Origin of the sequence: Rhizobium sp. PvP014 (assembly GCF_017876855.1) — a bacterium.
In the GTDB taxonomy this organism is placed as follows: Bacteria; Pseudomonadota; Alphaproteobacteria; order Rhizobiales; family Rhizobiaceae; genus Neorhizobium; species Neorhizobium soli.
In genome coordinates, this window is the sequence record NZ_JAGIOT010000002.1 from 1,780,242 (window position 1) to 1,797,750 (window position 17,509).

A 17,509-nucleotide genomic window follows, 5' to 3' on the forward strand; every position below is an offset into this window, starting at 1 on the left:
AAAGAACGCGCGATGCGTAATGCGTTTTACATCGCCCTTCTGATGATGTCCCTCACGGCTTGCGCCTCCGCGCCGAGCCGGATCGGAGATGCCTGCGCGATTTTCGAGCAGAGAGACGGGCTTTTCAACAACTGGGCCCGCCAGGCGCGCGCAGCAAGCCGCGAATACGGCGTGCCGGTCCCGATCCTGATGGCGACGATCTACGTCGAGTCGAGTTTCCGCGCCCGCGCCCGCCCGCCGCGCAAATATGTGCTCGGCATCATTCCCTGGGGCCGTATCTCTTCGGCCTATGGCTACGCACAGGCGCTGGACGGAACCTGGGACGGTTACCGCAAATCGACGGGTCGCTGGGCCGCCAGCCGCAGTGACTTCGGCGATGCCATCCGCTTTGTCGGCTGGTATCACCACCAGAGCCATATCCGGAACAACATCCCCCTCAGCGATACCTACAACCTCTACCTCGCCTACTATACCGGCCACGGCGGCTATGAGCGCGGCCAGTTCGGCGGCGGGGTTCGCCAGACCGCAAAGAAATCTGCCGCCATGGCAGCCAGATACGAGGCGCAACTGCGCCGTTGCGGATACTGAACCTTGGTTCCCGTGCAGGCTAAGCTGCACACGGCCTAGTAGCCGACGACGATGCGGGTGTTAGCGGTTCCATACCGGCTCGTCAGCGCGAAAAAGGTTGCGGCATTTTCCGGATGCAGCCTGATACAGCCATGGGAGGCTGGTCGACCGAGGCGCTTGGTATCGAACGTCGCATGCACGGCATAGCCGCCATTGTAGAACACGGCGAACGGCATTGGCGCGTTGTCGTACTTGCGCGACCTGTGGCTCCTCGACAGCCATTTTGCGCTCCAGCTGCCGAGCGGCGTGCTGTAGCCTTTCCGAGCGGTCGATACCGGCCAGCGGTAGACATCAACACCGTCTTCGCTCACCGTCATCGTCTGGGACGACAGGCTGACGCTGGCGACCAGGCCGGCGGACAGTGCGGACGACGCAAAGACAAGCGCACACGAAAACAGTGCAGCTCCAACCATGTAGTGGCGCATGAAATGCCCCCCCGGAAAGCCCCTTACCATGAAAAGACATCATCACTTTGCGAGAAACGTTTCAATATAGGCTAGCGTGGCCGTCGTTGATTATTTCGAATTTTGTTTAATCGGCACAGTAAATTTCGAAAATAAGGCATCAACTGACAAGACTATTACCATTTGATCCTGATAGTATCGTGGCAAAGCGAGATCCGCCCTAAAATACCTTCGCAGCCGTCACCTCGACCTCGACCAGAAATTCCGCGCGGGTGAATCCGCCGACGATGATCAGCGTCGAGACTGGCTTTGGGTCGAGCGTGAAACGATCGCGCACCGCCATGTAGGCCTGGAAGTCCTCGCGCCTCGTCACGAAGCCGGAAATGCGGATGACGTCGGCATAGGTCATCTTGGCCTCGTCAAGGATCGCCCCAATCGCCTTAAAGCAGAGTTCTGCCTGGGCGGTAACATCGGCCGGGATCGCATCGTCAAGGCCAATGCCGAGCTGGCCCGAGGTGACCAGCAGACTGGCTCCTGGCGGCACGAGCAGACCGTGATTGTAGGCGCCGAACGGCTGACGGACGGATGGCGGATTGAATGTCGTCTTCATCGAGGAATGCTACTCTCTTCAAAGCATGGCAATGGCGCACTAGACCTCTCAACGGCCGACGCTGCAAGCCAACCCTCCCCTGAAAACGAGCCTGGGACGGGGCAAAGAGCAGGCGACCTGATCCCTTGCGGCCTCAATGCCTGATGGTATGATCGCAGCGACGAAGATACGGGGTTGGGTATGGCGCAGCAGACAATTCAATGGTGGCGCTATCCGCGGCTGGCGCTTGGCATTCTTGGCAGCGACAAGTCGTTTCGCAGAAACCCGCTGATCGGCCATCCGCACCTGAACGAGCTTGGCCTGCATCGGGAGCGGGTGCGGATAGCCGCTTGGATGGCAGACTACCGTCGCCGCATCCTGGGGTCACAGGTCAGACCGGAGGAACGCAGCGCGTTTGATCGCGACGGGTTCGTGATCCGGCAAAACGCATTGCCGCAGGACGTCTTCCTGCGCATCCGGGATTTCCTCAAGAGCGAGCCTCTGCCGGCACGCGAGATGCGGCAGGGACAGGCGGTGACGCGGATGATTCCGATCGGCCCGACAGCGCTGAATCGCCTGCCGGATCTGGCTCGCTTCAGCCACAACCAGTCGATCGCCGGCCTCCTGCGCTATGTCGGCGGTGCCGGCGGCGATCCGATCCACTTCATCCAGACGGTGATTGCCGAACCGGCGCTGGCCAAGGCCGATCCGCAGACCGCACTGCACGCGGACACGTTTCACTCGACCTCCAAGGCCTGGCTGTTTCTCGATGATGTGGAGGCGGACAACGGTCCCTTCGTATTCGTGCCGGGCAGCCACAAGCTGACGGAAAAGCGGATCGAATGGGAATATCGGCAAAGCCTGATCGCCAGCACGGACAACCGCGCCCATCACGCCGACGGATCATTTCGGATTACGCCGGAAGAGCTGACCACGCTTGGTGATTTCGAGCCGAAGAAGGTGACTGTGCCGGCCAATACGCTTGTCGTTGCCGATACCTATGCGTTCCATTCGCGCGCGGTCAGCTTCAAGCACACGATGCGGGTCGAACTGCATGCCTATCACCGCACCAATCCGTTCTCGCCGCTGCCCTTCTCACCGTTGAGCTTCATTCCCGGCCTGCATGACCGCCGCCTCGATCTCTATCTCGGTCATTCCGACCGCAAGGCAAAGCGCGCCGGCAGAAAGCCGACATGGCAGGATGTCGGCGAGTGCACGGCCTATTCCGAACCGCATATCTGACGGTTCCGCCAAACTCGCGGATTTGCGGGCTCGGCGGACTTGTTTATTCGCTTCGGGCGCCGTAGGGCGCTAGGAACGTCTTGATCGCTTCGATCTCGTTCGGGCGGATCTCGTGGCCGCTGGCATGCCATTCCAGCGTGACCTCGTCACCGGCCGCGCGGAGATAATCCGCAAGTGCCTGCGTCTGCGGGACCGGGCAGATCGGATCCCGCTCGCCGGCCGTGATCAGCACATGCGCCTTTTCGCCCGTCGTCCGCGCAGGCGGCGTGAACGGGATGAGCGGATGCATCAGCACGCCAGCCTCGAACAGGCCGGGCCTTTCGATCATCACATTGGCAAGAATGTTGGCGCCGTTCGAAAATCCGAGGCCCAGCACGGTCGAGGATTCGTAGCGGTCGCGATTGGCCTCCACGAATTCCGACATCCGCTTGGTCGCACGGGCGAGATCGTCGAGATCGTAGACCCCTTCCGCCTTGCGTCGGAAAAAGCGCGCCGCCCCATGCTCGGCGACGTCGCCGCGCGGAGAGATAATCGTCGCGCCCGGAACGAGCCGGCTCGCGAAATCGAAGAACTGGTTCTCGTCGCCGCCCGTGCCATGAAAGGTGAACAGGATCGGTGCACCGGGAGCACCGGGCCGCGCCCGGTGCTCATAACTGTCGAAACTCATCGTATCTCTCCTTAAGCCAGCGGCTCCAGATGCCCTTCGAGCACTGAGCGCATATGCTCGTGCTGGGTTGGCAGCTTCAGGGCTTCGCCCAGATGCGCGGTATCCTCGTCGCGATCGAAACCGGGTTCATTGGTCGCGATCTCGAACAGCACGCCGCCGGGCGTGCGGAAGTAGATGGCCCAGAAGTAATCGCGGTCGATCACCGGCGTGACCTGGTAACCTGTATCCATCAGCGCCTTGCGAACTTCGAGCTGCTTTTCACGGTTTTCGACCGCAAACGCCAGGTGATGCACGGAGCCGGCACCGAGACGGGCGCCCGAAATGTTCGGCATCGTGTCGACGTCGATAAAGTCGGCGCCGTTGCCGCCGGGCATGCCGAAGCGGGTGACACCGTCTCTCGCATCAACCTGCTCGTAGCCCATGAACTTCAAGAGCTCGGCATTGGCACCGTCGTCGCGCAGTCTGAGCGACGCTGAATGAAAGCCGCGGATCGCTTCGTCGGCACCGACGCCGTTGCCGGTCCACTGGGCACGGTCGTCATCCTTGACTTCGACCAGCGCAAACCCGTCGCCGTCGGGACCTGCAAACTGCAAGCGCTTTTCGCCGAAGGCTTCATCGGCCTTCAGACCATCGGCACCCGCTTTCGTCAGACGATCCGTCCAGTAGCCGAGCGAGCCCTGCGGCACGGAGAACACGGTCGTACCCACCTCGCCTGAGCCCGGACGACCCCTGGCGATATGCGGGAACGGGAAATAGGTCATGACCGAGCCGGGCGTGCCGATTTCGTCGCCGTAATAGAGATGGTAGACGTCAGGTGCGTCGAAGTTGACGGTCTTCTTGACCCGGCGCAGACCGAGCGTATCGGTGAAGAACCGGTTGTTGGTGGACGCGCTGGCCGCCATCGACGTGACGTGGTGGAGGCCCTTGATCTGGTTAATCATGTCAAACCCCTTTTCAATTTGTCGGCTCGGGAGCGAGCCGTTGTCTGGGGTGATAATTGGTGATCGGATGCGAATTGGATAGAGGATCACATCCGAACGGATTGTTCATTTTTCGTTGACGAGATGACCGAAGCGTTCACCACTCAGACAGTTTCCGGCAGCTCCCAGTCGACGGGATCCTTGCCGATGGACTGCAGATACTCATTCGCCTTGGAAAACGGCTTGGAGCCCAGAAACCCGTTATGGGCCGAGAGCGGCGACGGGTGGGCGGACTTGATGACGAGATGCCGTTCCTCATCGACAAAAGCCGCCTTCTTCTGGGCATAGGCTCCCCAGAGAATGAAGACGACGCCGTCGCATTCCTCGTTGACGGTGCGGATGACAGCGTCCGTGAAGCGTTCCCAACCCTTGCCCTGATGCGCCGCGGCCTTGCCCTCTTCCACGGTCAGCACGCTGTTCAAAAGCAGCACGCCCTGTTCGGCCCAGTGTTCGAGAAAACCGTGCTTTGCCGGCGCGATGCCGAGATCCGCTTCCATTTCCTTGTAGATGTTGACGAGTGATGGCGGGATACGAACACCGGGCCGGACGGAGAAGCACAGGCCATGCGCCTGGCCTTCACCGTGATACGGGTCCTGTCCGAGGATCACCACCTTAACCTCATCGAGCGGCGTCAGGTCAAGTGCGCGGAAATACTCCGAACCCTTTGGAAAGATGAGCTTTCCCGCCTTCTTCTCGGACACAAGGAAGCTCTTGAGATCGGCCATATACGGATCTTCGAACTCGGTTTCGAGCGCGAATTTCCAGGTTTCCTCGAGCTTGATATCGCCGTCCGCCATGCAGGTGTCCTTTAGGTGAAACGTCCGCCGCGCTGGATGACTTCGGTCCTGTAACCATCCGGATCGGTGACGAAGAAGAATTTTGCAAACGGCCGGCCCTCATGCGGCATGTCCGCAAGCTTGCCCACCGTCAGGCCCAGTTCGGAGAAGCGCTTGTGTTCCGCCTCGACATCCTCGACCGTCACCGCCAGATGGCCGTAACCGTCTCCAAGGTTGTAGGGTTCAGAACGATTGCCGTTGACCGTCAGTTCCAGTTCGAAACCGGTTTCGAGATTGGAGAGGTAGATCAGCGTGAAACCGTCGAACGGCCTGCGATCGGCGACCTTCAGGCCGAACGCCTTGTCGTAGAACTCGACCGAGCGCGCTTCGTCCAGCACGCGGATCATCGAATGCACCATCTTTGCCATCGGAGCGCTCCTTAACGAAGGATGTGGTTCGACTTGGAATGCCAGTTCCAGGCTGAGCGGATGATGTCTTGCAGGGAATATTGGGGCTCCCAGCCGAGCACGGCCTTGGCCTTGTCGTTGTTGGCGACGAGCGAGGTGGAATCGCCTTCGCGGCGGCCGACATATTCGACCGGGAACGGCTTGCCCGACACGTCGGAAATGGCGTCCAGCAGTTCCTTCACAGTGGTGCCGGTGCCGGTGCCGAGATTGAGCTCGACCGTATCGCCGCCCGCGAGCAGGTAATCGACGGCGCGGACATGCGCGTCGGCCAGATCGAGAACATGGATATAGTCGCGGACGCAGGTACCATCACGCGTGTCGTAATCGTCGCCGAACACCTTGAAGCCCTGGCGACGGCCAAGCGCTGCCTCGATGGCAAGCGGGATCGCATGGGTTTCGGGCGTGTGCCATTCGCCGATCAGGCCTTCGAAATCGGCACCGGCGGCGTTGAAATAGCGCAGCATGACCGATTTCAGGTCCTTGTAGGTGCCGTAGTCTTTCAGCGCCTGCTCGATGATGAATTTGGTGCGGCCGTAAGGGTTGATCGGCGCCTGCTTGTGCGTCTCGTCCATCGGCACCCGGTCTGGAAGACCGTAAGTTGCGCAGGTCGAGGAGAACACGAAGGCCTTCACGCCGGCGTCGATCGCGGCCGACAGAAGCGTCAGCGCACCGATGACATTGTTGTCGTAGAAGCCGACCGGGTTCTTGACGGATTCGCCGACTTCGATCAGCGCGGCGAAATGCAGGATGGCGTCCGGCTTGTGCTTGGCGAGCACTTCGTCGAGCCGTGCACGGTCGCGGATATCGCCCTGTTCGAGCTCGCCCCAACGGACAAATTCCGCATGGCCGTTGGAAAGATTGTCGAAAACGACGGGCTCGTAACCCCGGTCCGCCAGAACGAGGCACGTATGGGACCCGATATACCCTGCCCCACCAACGACAAGCACCTTTTTCTTAGACATCATCGCTCCTGCTTCTTCGAAATCGGCGGCACTATACCGACAGGGTTTCAAATGGGAAGGGTAGAGGCCATATCAGGGGTCCCGCTCCCCATGGCAGAACACCAGACAGCATCCCCGTGCAGTTGATTCTTTACATGAAGACGGGCGCCGCGAACTTGTCTATCCTTGTCAGCAGATTCCCGTAGGTCCTTTGATGCGTTACATCTTTCTCAGTCTCGGCTGGCTGTTCGTGGGGCTTGGCGTGATCGGCGCCTTCCTGCCGATCCTGCCGACGACGCCATTCCTGCTGCTGGCCGTCGCCTGCTTTGCGCGCTCGTCGCCAAAGCTGGAAGCCTGGCTGATGGACCATGAGACGCTGGGCCCGCCGCTCAGGAACTGGCGCGAGCGCGGCGCTATTTCGCGAAGGGCAAAGGTCACGGCGATCTCGCTGATGGCCGTCAGCTATACCGGCTTTTGGTTCGGCTCGCACCCGGCAGCCTGGCTCGCCATTCTGGTTGCCGCGCTGATGATCGGCCCGGCCATCTTCATGCTGACGCGACCGGACGCCTGAGCTAGCGATGCCGCGACTGCGGCAGAACGTAAGGCACATGCGCTGCCGGCACGCGACCGACGGCACCGGCGATGCCATAGACAGAAGCGATCATCTCGTCGCTCACCGTGTCATGGCAGGGTCCTTCCGCAACCACGCAGCCGTGGTTCAAAACCACCAAATGGTCGGCAAATTCCGCAGCAAGGTTGAGGTCGTGCAGGATGGCGAGAACCATGCCACCGGCAGCCGCAAAATCGCGGGCGGTTTCGAGCACCGAGATCTGGTGGCCCAGATCGAGACTGGCGGTCGGCTCGTCGAGAAACAGCGCGCAAGGCACGCCGTCGACCACAGGTCTCGGCACCTGCGCCAGCGCGCGGGCAAACTGGACGCGCTGCTGCTCGCCGCCCGACATCGACGGATAGGGCCGGCTTTCGAAACCGCGCAGGCCCACGCGTGCCAAGGCCTTGCGCGCTTCTTCGTCCGGATTGAGCGACCCATGAGCGACCGCGCCCATGCGGGCGATCTCCAGCGCCGAGAAGGGAAAGGCCAGCTGCGTCGCCTGCGGTAGCACCGCTCGGCGCCTCGCCAGATCGACCGGCTTGCAGGCCGCCACATCGGCACCGTAGTAGGAAACATGACCGCTATCCGGGACCATCTCACCGGACAGGACCTTCATCAGCGTCGATTTTCCGGCACCGTTCGGGCCAATCACCACGCTGAAACGGCCGGGGTCCAGCGTCAGGCTGACGCTGTCGATCAGCTTGCGACCGGCGCGGCTGACGGTGACGTTTTCTGCCCTGATCATGCCCGTCCTCCTCGTATGCCCCTCATGGCAGGTCCCGCATGCCGATGCCGTTGCGTCCGATCAGCAGGAACAGGAAGACCGGCGCGCCGAACAGCGCCGTAATCACCCCGATCGGCAGTTCCGCGGGGGCGGCAACGGTTCGTGCCACCGCATCGGCGATCAGCAGAAGCGCGCCGCCGCCGAGTGCCGATCCCGGCAGCAGAAACCGGTGCGATGGCCCCATCGCAAGCCGCAGCAGATGCGGCACCACGATCCCGACAAAACCGATCGAGCCGGCGACGGCGACCGTGGAGCCGCAGGCCGCTGCAACCGCGACGATGACGATCCGCTTCAGCCGCTGCACCGGCACGCCCATGTGGAAGGCTGCGGCATCGCCAAGCACCAGCGCATCGAGACCCCGCGCCACGAAGGGGATGATCGCCATGACGAAGACGATGAACGGAAGGATCGACAGCACCCGCCCGTAGGTGGCACCGCCGAGCGAACCGAGGCTCCAGAACGTGATGTCGCGCAACTGCCGGTCATCGGCCATGACGATCAGAAGGCCCATGAAAGCGCCCGACAGGGCACCGATCGCGATGCCGCAAAGGATTAGCGCCGTGGTCGAGGTTCGCCCGTCGCGGGTGGCGATGACGTAGAGCATCCAGGTGTTGATCAGGCCGCCGAAAAACGCCATCAGCGGCAGGAACTGGTTTCCGAGCAGCATCGAGACCGGGGCAAGCACCGTGCCGCCGAGCACGATCGCCAGCACCGCCGCAAGGCCTGCACCGGATGTGACGCCGACGATGCCGGGATCGGCGAGCGGATTGCGAAACAGGCCCTGCATCATCGCACCTGAGACAGCGAGCCCCGCGCCGACCAGAAGGCCGAGCGCCGTGCGCGGCAGGCGGACGGCTTCGAGGATGACCCGTTCCTGGGTGGTGAGGCTGTCGCCGTTGCCGGTCAGGTAGGCGAAGAGATCGCGAAGGCCGACGCCGGTCGGGCCAACGCCGAGCGACAGAAGGCAGGCGGCGATCAGGAGCACTACGAGAAGGACGATGACCAGCACGCCCTGCGACGTGCGATCGCCCTCGCCCGTGTTGCGAAACGGCATGGCCAGCGTCTTCATCATCAGTGCATCGCATCCGGATAGAGTTTTTCGGCAAGCGCCCGGCCGGCGTCAGGCGTGCGCGGACCAAAGCCCAAGAGCAGCAACCCGTCCATCGAGATCAGCGCCTTCGACGCAGCGGCCGGCGTCGTCTGCATCGACGGCAGCGCGAACATCTCATCCGGCGTGGTCGAATGGTCGCCGCGCGACATGGAGAGGATCACGTCAGGAGCCGCGGCAATCACCGCCTCGTCGGACAGCGGCTTGTAGCCTTTGATCGAGGGCGCGGCATTGACGCCACCCGCCATTTCGATGATCGCGCCGGCTTCCGTATCGGCACCGCCCGCCATCAGCCGCCCGTTGGCAACGGAGAGAACGAACAGCACCTTCTTCTTGTCGCCGGGAATTTTCGCGACATCGGCAGCGAGCGCTTTCAGTCCGTCCTCGGTGTTTGCGGCGAGTACCCCCGCCTTGTCGGCAAGGCCGACGGCGGCACCGACGTCGCGGATTTTCTGGCCGATCTTGTCCGCAGCCGGCGGCGTCGGGATGACCACGACAGGGATCTCGCTGGCCGTAAGGATTTCCAGCACCGGTGGCGGACCGGACCCCTCTTCCATCAGGATCAGATCAGGTTTCTGGCCGAGAATGCCTTCGGCAGAGAGTGCCCTGATATAGCCGACGTCAGGCTTGGAATTTGCGGCGGCAGGATAGGAACTGGTGGAATCTCGCGCTACAATACGGTCCTCGGCGCCCAGATCGTAGAGGATTTCGGTGATCGTGCCGCCGATCGAAACGATGCGCCGGGCGTCCGGATTGCCCGTTTCCGATGCCGTGGCGCTGCTGAATGCGACAGCGGACGTGACGACGGCAAGCGCAAGCAGATGTGCAAACCTTGGTGAGGAAACCCGGAGAGAGAAAACCATGAGACCCGCCCTTGTGATACCAGAGGGCAAACTCGGTTGCGATGCGATCCGCCCCAGCTGCCCTATAACTTGAGTTGACTAGACAAGTTTTTTCCGGTTTTCAAGACAGGCATCAAGAGATAACTTGAGTGCGAAGTGAAACTTATGTGAGGATTGATTCCATGTACATCGCCATGAACCGTTTCCGCGTCGTGCCGGGCTTCGAGCAAGCGTTTGAAGACATGTGGAAAAGCCGCCAGGGCCGGCTTGCCGAAGTGCCAGGCTATGTCGAGTTTCACATGCTGAAGGGACCGAAGGCCGACGATCACACGCTCTATGCCTCCCACACGATCTGGGAAACCGTTGAGCATTTTCTGGCCTGGACAAAGTCCGAACAGTTCCGCGCTGCCCATGCCAATGCCGGCCAGAACCGCGGCAAGGTCGAATACCTCTCCGGCCCGCAGTTTGAAGGTTTCGAAGTCATCATCAGTGAAGACAAGAACGGCGTCCGCGCCGCCGACGCAGCCTGAGGTCCCCAATGGACACCCACTCGGAGATCGCGCCCGACCGCCGCGAACGCGCGCTCAAAGCCCTCTCAGAAAAGCCCGACGGCGTCGTTGAATCGATTGCAGCAGGCGCCGGTGTGACGGCGGCAGAAATCCTGGCAGTCCTGCCGGAGGGGTCGGCCGTCATTGCCGGCAAGGAACGCTTCGACGAAATCTGGTCGGAGCTGACCACCTGGGGCGTCGTGCTGTTTCTCGTTCACACGGAGGACGTGGTGGCCGAGATCGACGGCATCCTTCCGGCCGGATCGGAAAGCCACGGCTGGTTCAACATCCATGGCGACAGCCCGATCGGTGGCCACATCCGCAAGGACAACTGCGCCTCTATCACCTTCGTCGACCGTGCGTTCCATGGTCGCCGTTCCTGCTCGGTCTGGTTCATGAACCAGAAGGGCGCCGCCATGTTCAAGGTTTTCGTCAAGCGCGACGCTGGCCGTGAACTGATGGCGGATCAGCTGGTGAAATTCGAGGCTTTGCGCGATCGTTACGCGAGCCTGTAAGTGATGTAGGTTCGGATTGGATAATTTCCGAACCTACACGATTTGCGCAGCAGCGCGGATCAGCGGACAACAGGCTCCTTAAAGAGCCGGCACCCATTTCCAGAACACGCCTTCCAATCTTTCCGGGTAATATTTGAACTCGCACTCGAGTTTTCGGCCGTAGGTTTCGGCCTGCGACAACGCCTCGGCACTGACAGGGCTCATGCCCGTCCCTGGCGCAAACCAGTCTTCCAGAAGATCTTCCGGCACATAGATGCCGGTCCTCAGAGGCAACGCCGTTAAGGCAGCATCGAGTTCTGCGGGTATCGTCCGTGGCGCCATTGTTTCATCCCTTCGATCGTTGATTGGAATCGCGCTCGATCTGTGAGCTTTCAGGAGGTTGTCCGTTTACAAGAATGCCCCACTGACACCGTTGCGTCGAGAAGAAATGGCGCCCGCGGTTCCCGCTCGCCCGCTGCCGACGGCATGAGCGCACAGGCAGAATGGGTCAATCTAGCCAAAAGCGCTCTGGACCCTAAGTTGGATAGAGGTGGGTGCAGCGTGTGCTAACCAATGAGGATAATGCCATGAAAATCGTCGCCTTCTCTGCCGGCCTTCTGGGACTTGCCCTGGCGCTCAGCAGTTGCACGACCGCCGGCGCCAGTGGTGGCGGATCTGACATTGCCCCGATCAAGGGGAGCATCACCTATGGCGGCCAGCCGCGTTCGAAGCTGACCAAATCCCCCATCGGCAGCACGTTTCCGCATGAGTTCATCGACCAGTTCGGCGACCGGGTGAGCGAGACCTATGTGATCGAGCCGGACCGCAGCCTGCGCATCATCGATCGGCACGTCATTTCAGAGTCCTTCTCCGACTAGAGGGCGTCCTGCGATCGACTTTCGTCGGGCGAGGCAGATTGACGCGCCTCACGCGCGCCTCTTGTGGGTTGCAGCCGTTGCACTTATTCCGTGTCGGGTAGATCGACATGGCATGATTGGGAGGCAACATGGCAGACGACGGGAACTGGGCGCCGCTTTCGCCTTACGAAACGGGCGTGCGAGGGCGCTGCCCGCGCTGCGGCCAGGGCCATCTCTTCAAAGGCTTTCTGACGATCAGGCCGCGATGCGAAGCGTGCGGGCTTGATTACGCCTTTGCGGATCCCGCAGACGGTCCGGCCTTCTTCGTCATCTGCTTTGCCTGCGTGCCCTCGGTGGCACTCGCAGTGTGGATCGAGACGGTGTTTTCGCCGCCGTTCTGGGTGCATCTTCTCATCTCTCTCCCCTTCCTGCTTCTGACCTGCATCCTGCCGCTGCGACCGCTGAAAGGCTGGCTCGTCGCCAGCCAATATATCTACCGGGCGCGGGAGGGCAGATTGCAAGGAAGCCCGAACGACGTCTGATTCTGGTGCGACCGGGTGGTCTCCGACTGCCGCTCGTCGCGCGAGTACCGGAACAATTTCCCGCGCCAACCATTCGACATGACAAGCAAGGAGCCTGTCATGCCGGAAATGCAAGAGACTGAGACGGAAGCACAGCGGCGGTCGCTGGCGCTTGAGGGCGCAATGCTGCTGATGATCGACGGCCTTGCCGCAAGAGGCACCATTTCGGTGGATGAGGCAGAAGACATGCTTCGCATCCTGTCCACAAGCTCCGACGGATCGGCCCTCCGAGCCAACAATTCCCTGCGCGTCGTCAACCAGCTGAAGCGGTTGCGCCGGGGCGATGGCAGTGCAGCACCCGGCGCCTGAGGCGGACTCACATCTGTCGACGCAGAGATCACGTTTTCAGGAACCTTTTTTACGCCTCACCGTTCACCTCCCAACAGCAAAAGGAGACACTATCATGAATAGCATCGTATGGTTGGTAGGCGCAGTCGTCATCGTAATCGCGGTTCTGAACCTCGTTGGATTCGCTTGATTTGATTGCCCTTTTCCACTGAACTTCAGGTTCAGGTGGAGAAACAAAAAGGCGCCGGTTCTGATCGAACCGGCGCCTTTTTCGTATTGGTGACGTCCCGCCTGGGTGGGTCACTGCCCGCCGTCACTTCGGCGAGCAGTGTGATCAGATGAGGGCTCGCCTATTCGGCAGTCAGCAGTGCAAACGGATGATCGGCAAAAGCGAGGTTGACGGCGATGCTGTCCTTGGCCTCGACGTCCTTGCCGGTGGAGAGATCGCGGTAGCGACGGTTGGCGAGCTGTGTAGGCAGCTCCACTTCCGTCTCCGCCCAGCGCTCGCCCCGTGACGGATAGACGTCGCCGTTGAGCGCGCCGAAGACAAGCCGCGGTACGATTACGATCACGGCTTGATCGCCATCGGTGCGGGCGAAGGCCAGGATGTTTTTAGCCCGGTTTCCGGTCGCCTTGAGCGGCACGTAGTCGCCCTTGCGGAACAGGTCCGGCGCGTCGCGACGCTGGTGCAGCAGACGCTGGATCAGGTGCTGTTTCAGCCGTCCGCTCAACCATCCGTCCTCTGTCGAGGAGTCCGGATTGTCGTTCTCCGCAGGGAGGTCCTGCAGCATGGCGAAATCCGGTTCGCGACGGTTGTCGGGGTCGACAAGGCTGAAATCGAGGGCTTCACTGCCCTGATAGATGTCAGGCACGCCCGGTGCCGTCAGCTTGACGATCGTCTGGGTCAGGCTGTTGACCAGACCGGCCCGGATGAAGGGCTGGAGCGCCGAGGAGAAGTCCGCCAGGAATTCCTGGTTTTCCGGCGACAGCATGTAACGGGCGTAGTCGAGCACAGCTTTCTCGTACGCCTCGTTGCTGTCACCCCAGTTGGTGCGCAGCTTGGCTTCCTTGATCGACTTCTCGACATAGGCAAGGAAACGCTCCTCGAGTGCCTTGAGGCCGCTCTCGTCCTTCGGCTGCAGCGTTGTCGGCCAGACGCCTGCGAGCGCCTGATAGAGCATCCATTCGACCGCAGGCTCCGGTGCCGGGCCATCATCCAGCGAGACGACCTTCGTCGCGTTCATCTTGCGCCAGCGGGCAACGCACTCCGCCCAGAGTTCGGGCGCCTCGGTCAGCACGTAGAGACGGGCACGGGCATCTTCGCCGCGCTTGGTGTCGTGCGTGGATGTCCCAGACAGCGCATCCGGCTGGCGCTCTAGCCGGGTTTCCATGTCATGATGGAAACGCTCGACCGAGAAGTCACGCGGCAGCGGTTCGGCGCCGACTTCGTTGAGTGCAAGCGCCATATGCTGACGGAAGAACAGCGTGTCTTCGACGGACTTTGCCGTCAGCGGGCCGGTCAGCTGCTGGAAGCGGGTGCGGAAATTGGCCGCATCGCCCGAGGCTTTCTCGGACACGTCGTTGCCGAGGATGCGGGTGATCAGATCGAGGCCTGCCTGATCCGGCGCATTCGGGCCCTGCCTGACCTTGTCGACGACGCTCTTCAGCATCTCGTGGCCCTCCGGCGGCAGACCTGTTTCCGTCCCATAGGTCCGGTAGACCGGGAATGCGACCAGCAGTTCGCGCAGTGCAGACCTCGTGGTTTTCTCGTCCACGCTGATGCCATCCGTGTTGGCGATCGCGACGGCAAGTTTCAGCAGCGCCGTGAACTCGCCCTCGAAGTTCTTGTCGGCCATCAGAAGTTTGGCAGCGCGCAGTTCGGCCGCCATGTCGACCGGCTTGCCGACAACGTCGTCATAGGCTTTGCGCAGACCGGCGATCTGTGCGCCGTCCACAAGAGCGTCGGACAGCGAGGCGATGAACTCGTAACCCGTCGTGCCTGAGATCGGCCAGTCTGCAGGGATGTGCTCACCTTCGCCGAGGATCTTTTCAACGGTGATGTAGCAATCGGCACCAGCTTCCTGGCGCAGAAGCTCGATATAGGCCTTTGGATCGGCGAGACCGTCCACGTGGTCCACGCGCAAACCGTCGACGGCGCCGGAGTGAACCAGTTCGAGGATCAGGCGGTGGGTGTCGTCGAATACCTGTTTGTCTTCGACGCGGACGCCGGCAAGGCCGGTGATCTCGAAGAAGCGGCGGTAGGAGAGATCGCGCGGCGCTTCCCGCCACGACATCAGCCGGTACGGCTGGCGCTCGTGCAGTTCGACAAGTGATGCCTTGTCGGTAAGTTTGATCACCTCGGTTTCGCGGCCCTGATAGGTTTCCGGCGCGAGCGGATAGTAGCTGTCGTAATAGGCGAAAGCCGGCTTTCCGGTCTTCGGGTCGGGCTTCACCGAGATGTCGCCATTGGAAAGTGCAGTCTCGAACGAGTCGCCGAGGAAAGGCAGCGTCAGCGGGCGCGACCAGTTGATGTCGAAATGCTTTGCGAACCGGCTGTTCTGGCCATTTTCAATAACATCGCGCCACCACGTGTTTTCAAGCGATGCGGCCATGTGGTTGGGCACGATATCGAGGATCAGGCCAAGACCTGCGTCCTTCAACGTTTTCACCATGCGATCGAAGCCTTCGCGACCACCGATCGAGGGTTCGATCTCGTTGGCGTCGGTCACGTCATAGCCATGGGTTGACTCCGACGTGGCCGTGAAGATCGGCGATGCGTAGAGGTGGCTGATGCCGAGGCGCTTCATGTAAGGCACGAGCTCGCTCGCGCGATCGAAGGTCATGCCGTTGCGAAACTGGATACGGTAGGTCGATGTGGGGATTTTCACTTGGTGTCTCCGGCGGGCGCGAGGCGGACGATGATAGAGTTCTGGGGCAGATCCGGCGTTTCGGACGGCCAGGCAAAGAGCGTCTCACCCGGCAGATCGGGAAGCGGCTGCACCTTTTCGCCGATGTTGAGCGCGATCGACAACGTGCCTTTCGGGAAAGTCCAGGTGACGGCCAGGAAGCCCTCGTCGGTCTTCAGAACCTTGCCGGAATTGCCGGTGGCCGTTTCAAGCATCGGCACGATGTGCTGCTGGCGAAGGGAAAGCAGTTCCTTCGTCAGCGCAAGCCACTCCTTGCCGTCGCGGCTATCGTGCTTCTTCCAGTCGAGCTTGGAGGCGTCGAAGGTCGTCTTGGCATTCGGATCGGGGACGACATCGCCCTCGTGGCCGGCATGGCCCTGGAATTCCTTCGCACGGCCTTCGCGCACGGCCTTGGCAAGGTCGCCGTGGAAATCGGTGAAGAACAGGAACGGGTTCGTCTCACCATATTCCTCGCCCATGAACAGAAGCGGGATATGCGGCGAAAACAGAAGCGAGGCGTAAAGGACCTTGGTGCGATCGGCACCGGCAAGCTCGATCAGACGTTCGCCCTCGGCGCGGTTGCCGACCTGGTCGTGGTTCTGGATGAAATCCACAAAAGCGACGGGCGGCTGGCTTGCGCTCTTCACGCCGCGCTTTTCGCCGGCATGCGGCGAGACTTCGCCCTGATAGGCAAACCCTTCGGCCAGAACCCGGGCGACGAGCTTTTCCGGCTGCTTGGCGAAATCTTCGTAATAGGCGTGCGTTTCGCCGGTCGCGAAAACATGGACGGCATTGTGAAAGTCGTCGTTCCACTCCGCGGTAAACAGAGGTGCATTGCCGTCTTCGTCGCGCGGATGCAGGTCGATGATGTTGCGGGCGTCCTCGGTCGTCAGGTGGATCGGCCGGTCGGTAATCTCGGCGCGGATGCGCTCGGCGATCTCGTTCAGCACGTGGCTGTCGGAAATATCCTCGATCTGGTCGATCGCATCGAAGCGAAGGCCGTCGAAATTGTATTCATGCAGCCAGTAGAGCGCGGCCTCAACGATGTAGCGGCGGGTCGCATCGACGTCATAGGCGATGGCCGCACCCCACGGTGTCTGACGCTCCTTGTGGAAAAAGTCGGGCGCCAGAAGCGGCAGATAATTGCCCTCCGGGCCGAAATGATTGAGCACGAGGTCAAGCACAATGGAGATGCCATGCGCGTGAGCGGCATCGACGAAGGCTTTGACATCATCGGGCGAGCCATAAGCGGCATGCGGCGCATAAAGAAGAACGCCGTCGTAACCCCAGCCACGGTTGCCGCCGAACTGCGCAATCGGCAGGATCTCGACCATGGTGATGCCGAGTTCGGCGAGATAGGGCAGCTTCTCAATCGCGGCGCGGAACGTGCCGTCAGGGGTGAAGGTGCCGACATGCATCTCGTAAACGACGGTTTCTTCCCAGGGGCGACCGGTCCACTCCGTTGTCTGCCAGTCGTAACTGGTTGGATCGATGACAAGCGAAGCTCCGTTGACCTCGGACTTCTGGGCACGGGATGCGGGATCGGCGACAGCGGTACCATCGGCCAGCACGTAGTTGTATTCCGCGCCTGGTTCGACGCCAGTTGCCAGGATCTCGAACCATCCGTCGTCGCTGCGGCTCATCTCGGCATCCTTGCCGTTGAGACGGAGCACGACCGTTTCCTGGCCCGGAGCCCAGAGACGGAACCTTACCTCGCCAGCAGCGACATATTCCGCTCCCCAGGTTTTCGGAAAGCTTCGGAGTTCGGCGACGGCATTGACGTCCGACATGGGGTCCC

21 protein-coding genes are annotated in these 17,509 nt (G+C 61.4%); 8 read left to right on the forward strand and 13 right to left on the reverse strand.

The annotated features are described in order from the left end of the window. Window positions 1-12: 12 nt before the first annotated feature. Window positions 13-588: a hypothetical protein gene (locus tag J3A65_RS13190; RefSeq protein WP_062455153.1), complete on the forward strand. Its 576-nt coding sequence runs from the start codon at window positions 13-15 to the stop codon at window positions 586-588. Window positions 589-623: 35 nt separating this feature from the next. Here the strand turns inward: J3A65_RS13190 and J3A65_RS13195 are convergent, their stop codons facing one another. Both J3A65_RS13195 and J3A65_RS13200 read right to left on the reverse strand, forming a co-directional pair. Continuing rightward, window positions 624-1,052 (reverse strand): L,D-transpeptidase, encoded by a 429-nt coding sequence (locus J3A65_RS13195; RefSeq protein ID WP_062457824.1) that lies wholly within the window; start codon window positions 1,050-1,052, stop codon window positions 624-626. Between the two features lie 199 nt (window positions 1,053-1,251). Next, window positions 1,252-1,641 carry a RidA family protein gene (locus tag J3A65_RS13200; protein ID WP_062582616.1) on the reverse strand — a complete coding sequence of 130 codons (390 nt, stop codon included), beginning with the start codon at window positions 1,639-1,641 and terminating at the stop codon, window positions 1,252-1,254. Between the two features lie 180 nt (window positions 1,642-1,821). Between J3A65_RS13200 and J3A65_RS13205 the strand changes: the two genes are divergently transcribed. After that, window positions 1,822-2,862: a phytanoyl-CoA dioxygenase family protein gene (locus tag J3A65_RS13205; RefSeq protein WP_209901608.1), complete on the forward strand. Its 1,041-nt coding sequence runs from the start codon at window positions 1,822-1,824 to the stop codon at window positions 2,860-2,862. Window positions 2,863-2,905: 43 nt separating this feature from the next. Here J3A65_RS13205 and J3A65_RS13210 read toward each other — a convergent pair whose 3' ends face one another. The 5 genes from J3A65_RS13210 to galE form a co-directional block, all read right to left on the reverse strand. Continuing rightward, window positions 2,906-3,529: an alpha/beta hydrolase gene (locus J3A65_RS13210; RefSeq protein ID WP_209901610.1), complete on the reverse strand. Its 624-nt coding sequence runs from the start codon at window positions 3,527-3,529 to the stop codon at window positions 2,906-2,908. Window positions 3,530-3,540: 11 nt separating this feature from the next. Beyond that, entirely contained in the window at window positions 3,541-4,470 is a 930-nt protein-coding gene (locus tag J3A65_RS13215; protein WP_209901612.1) for a VOC family protein, read from the reverse strand. A 143-nt stretch (window positions 4,471-4,613) separates the two neighbouring features. Next, the gene (ung, locus tag J3A65_RS13220; protein ID WP_113109867.1) at window positions 4,614-5,306 is read right to left on the reverse strand and encodes a uracil-DNA glycosylase; all 693 of its coding nucleotides are present in this window, start codon (window positions 5,304-5,306) and stop codon (window positions 4,614-4,616) included. 11 nt (window positions 5,307-5,317) lie between these two features. Then, window positions 5,318-5,713: a VOC family protein gene (locus J3A65_RS13225; RefSeq protein ID WP_113164972.1), complete on the reverse strand. Its 396-nt coding sequence runs from the start codon at window positions 5,711-5,713 to the stop codon at window positions 5,318-5,320. A gap of 11 nt (window positions 5,714-5,724) precedes the next feature. Further along, window positions 5,725-6,714 carry a UDP-glucose 4-epimerase GalE gene (gene galE, locus J3A65_RS13230; protein ID WP_209903507.1) on the reverse strand — a complete coding sequence of 330 codons (990 nt, stop codon included), beginning with the start codon at window positions 6,712-6,714 and terminating at the stop codon, window positions 5,725-5,727. A 193-nt stretch (window positions 6,715-6,907) separates the two neighbouring features. Here galE and J3A65_RS13235 point away from each other — a divergent pair, with 193 nt between their 5' ends. Next, the gene (locus J3A65_RS13235; RefSeq protein WP_062582604.1) at window positions 6,908-7,264 is read left to right on the forward strand and encodes a YbaN family protein; all 357 of its coding nucleotides are present in this window, start codon (window positions 6,908-6,910) and stop codon (window positions 7,262-7,264) included. A gap of 1 nt (window position 7,265) precedes the next feature. Here J3A65_RS13235 and J3A65_RS13240 read toward each other — a convergent pair whose 3' ends face one another. Genes J3A65_RS13240 through J3A65_RS13250 form a run of 3 tightly spaced genes read right to left on the reverse strand, consistent with a single transcriptional unit; the run spans window position 7,266 to window position 10,058 of the window. Beyond that, window positions 7,266-8,048, reverse strand: coding sequence for a heme ABC transporter ATP-binding protein (locus tag J3A65_RS13240; protein ID WP_209901614.1), 783 nt, complete (start codon window positions 8,046-8,048; stop codon window positions 7,266-7,268). 22 nt (window positions 8,049-8,070) lie between these two features. Continuing rightward, window positions 8,071-9,159 (reverse strand): iron ABC transporter permease, encoded by a 1,089-nt coding sequence (locus J3A65_RS13245; protein WP_082472008.1) that lies wholly within the window; start codon window positions 9,157-9,159, stop codon window positions 8,071-8,073. Then, on the reverse strand, window positions 9,159-10,058 hold the full coding sequence (locus J3A65_RS13250) for an ABC transporter substrate-binding protein (RefSeq protein WP_209901616.1): 900 nt from the start codon (window positions 10,056-10,058) through the stop codon (window positions 9,159-9,161). Before J3A65_RS13250 ends, J3A65_RS13245 begins: the two co-directional genes overlap by 1 nt. 161 nt (window positions 10,059-10,219) lie before the next feature. On the opposite strand from J3A65_RS13250, the gene J3A65_RS13255 reads away from it, so the two are divergent. Together J3A65_RS13255 and hutX are read left to right on the forward strand one after the other, a co-directional pair. Further along, the gene (locus J3A65_RS13255) at window positions 10,220-10,567 is read left to right on the forward strand and encodes an antibiotic biosynthesis monooxygenase (protein ID WP_174196304.1); all 348 of its coding nucleotides are present in this window, start codon (window positions 10,220-10,222) and stop codon (window positions 10,565-10,567) included. Window positions 10,568-10,575: 8 nt separating this feature from the next. Beyond that, window positions 10,576-11,100 carry a heme utilization cystosolic carrier protein HutX gene (gene hutX, locus J3A65_RS13260; protein WP_062455138.1) on the forward strand — a complete coding sequence of 175 codons (525 nt, stop codon included), beginning with the start codon at window positions 10,576-10,578 and terminating at the stop codon, window positions 11,098-11,100. Window positions 11,101-11,178: 78 nt separating this feature from the next. Here hutX and J3A65_RS13265 read toward each other — a convergent pair whose 3' ends face one another. Beyond that, a complete protein-coding gene (locus tag J3A65_RS13265) occupies window positions 11,179-11,421 on the reverse strand; it encodes a hypothetical protein (RefSeq protein WP_062455136.1) in 243 nt (80 codons plus the stop codon). A gap of 245 nt (window positions 11,422-11,666) precedes the next feature. Here J3A65_RS13265 and J3A65_RS13270 point away from each other — a divergent pair, with 245 nt between their 5' ends. The 3 genes from J3A65_RS13270 (at window position 11,667) to J3A65_RS13280 (ending at window position 12,826) form a co-directional block, all read left to right on the forward strand. Then, on the forward strand, window positions 11,667-11,957 hold the full coding sequence (locus J3A65_RS13270) for a hypothetical protein (protein ID WP_062455134.1): 291 nt from the start codon (window positions 11,667-11,669) through the stop codon (window positions 11,955-11,957). Window positions 11,958-12,085: 128 nt separating this feature from the next. Next, entirely contained in the window at window positions 12,086-12,478 is a 393-nt protein-coding gene (locus tag J3A65_RS13275; RefSeq protein ID WP_209901619.1) for a DUF983 domain-containing protein, read from the forward strand. A gap of 99 nt (window positions 12,479-12,577) precedes the next feature. After that, window positions 12,578-12,826: a hypothetical protein gene (locus J3A65_RS13280; protein WP_139283784.1), complete on the forward strand. Its 249-nt coding sequence runs from the start codon at window positions 12,578-12,580 to the stop codon at window positions 12,824-12,826. Between the two features lie 329 nt (window positions 12,827-13,155). On the opposite strand, the gene treY is transcribed toward J3A65_RS13280, so the two are convergent. Then, a complete protein-coding gene (gene treY, locus J3A65_RS13285) occupies window positions 13,156-15,693 on the reverse strand; it encodes a malto-oligosyltrehalose synthase (RefSeq protein ID WP_209901621.1) in 2,538 nt (845 codons plus the stop codon). Then, window positions 15,690-17,501: a malto-oligosyltrehalose trehalohydrolase gene (treZ, locus tag J3A65_RS13290; protein ID WP_209901623.1), complete on the reverse strand. Its 1,812-nt coding sequence runs from the start codon at window positions 17,499-17,501 to the stop codon at window positions 15,690-15,692. Before treZ ends, treY begins: the two co-directional genes overlap by 4 nt. Window positions 17,502-17,509 lie beyond the last annotated feature (8 nt).

Excerpts from the sequence above, each read along its gene's own strand:
- J3A65_RS13190 (WP_062455153.1), top strand. The coding sequence starts at position 13 with ATGCGTAATGCGTTTTACATCGCCCTTCTGATGATGTCCCTCACGGCT.
- J3A65_RS13195 (WP_062457824.1), bottom strand. The coding sequence starts at position 1,052 with ATGCGCCACTACATGGTTGGAGCTGCACTGTTTTCGTGTGCGCTTGTC.
- J3A65_RS13200 (WP_062582616.1), bottom strand. The coding sequence starts at position 1,641 with ATGAAGACGACATTCAATCCGCCATCCGTCCGTCAGCCGTTCGGCGCC.
- J3A65_RS13205 (WP_209901608.1), top strand. The coding sequence starts at position 1,822 with ATGGCGCAGCAGACAATTCAATGGTGGCGCTATCCGCGGCTGGCGCTT.
- J3A65_RS13210 (WP_209901610.1), bottom strand. The coding sequence starts at position 3,529 with ATGAGTTTCGACAGTTATGAGCACCGGGCGCGGCCCGGTGCTCCCGGT.
- J3A65_RS13215 (WP_209901612.1), bottom strand. The coding sequence starts at position 4,470 with ATGATTAACCAGATCAAGGGCCTCCACCACGTCACGTCGATGGCGGCC.
- ung (WP_113109867.1), bottom strand. The coding sequence starts at position 5,306 with ATGGCGGACGGCGATATCAAGCTCGAGGAAACCTGGAAATTCGCGCTC.
- J3A65_RS13225 (WP_113164972.1), bottom strand. The coding sequence starts at position 5,713 with ATGGCAAAGATGGTGCATTCGATGATCCGCGTGCTGGACGAAGCGCGC.
- galE (WP_209903507.1), bottom strand. The coding sequence starts at position 6,714 with ATGTCTAAGAAAAAGGTGCTTGTCGTTGGTGGGGCAGGGTATATCGGG.
- J3A65_RS13235 (WP_062582604.1), top strand. The coding sequence starts at position 6,908 with ATGCGTTACATCTTTCTCAGTCTCGGCTGGCTGTTCGTGGGGCTTGGC.
- J3A65_RS13240 (WP_209901614.1), bottom strand. The coding sequence starts at position 8,048 with ATGATCAGGGCAGAAAACGTCACCGTCAGCCGCGCCGGTCGCAAGCTG.
- J3A65_RS13245 (WP_082472008.1), bottom strand. The coding sequence starts at position 9,159 with ATGATGAAGACGCTGGCCATGCCGTTTCGCAACACGGGCGAGGGCGAT.
- J3A65_RS13250 (WP_209901616.1), bottom strand. The coding sequence starts at position 10,058 with ATGGTTTTCTCTCTCCGGGTTTCCTCACCAAGGTTTGCACATCTGCTT.
- J3A65_RS13255 (WP_174196304.1), top strand. The coding sequence starts at position 10,220 with ATGTACATCGCCATGAACCGTTTCCGCGTCGTGCCGGGCTTCGAGCAA.
- hutX (WP_062455138.1), top strand. The coding sequence starts at position 10,576 with ATGGACACCCACTCGGAGATCGCGCCCGACCGCCGCGAACGCGCGCTC.
- J3A65_RS13265 (WP_062455136.1), bottom strand. The coding sequence starts at position 11,421 with ATGGCGCCACGGACGATACCCGCAGAACTCGATGCTGCCTTAACGGCG.
- J3A65_RS13270 (WP_062455134.1), top strand. The coding sequence starts at position 11,667 with ATGAAAATCGTCGCCTTCTCTGCCGGCCTTCTGGGACTTGCCCTGGCG.
- J3A65_RS13275 (WP_209901619.1), top strand. The coding sequence starts at position 12,086 with ATGGCAGACGACGGGAACTGGGCGCCGCTTTCGCCTTACGAAACGGGC.
- J3A65_RS13280 (WP_139283784.1), top strand. The coding sequence starts at position 12,578 with ATGCCGGAAATGCAAGAGACTGAGACGGAAGCACAGCGGCGGTCGCTG.
- treZ (WP_209901623.1), bottom strand. The coding sequence starts at position 17,501 with ATGTCGGACGTCAATGCCGTCGCCGAACTCCGAAGCTTTCCGAAAACC.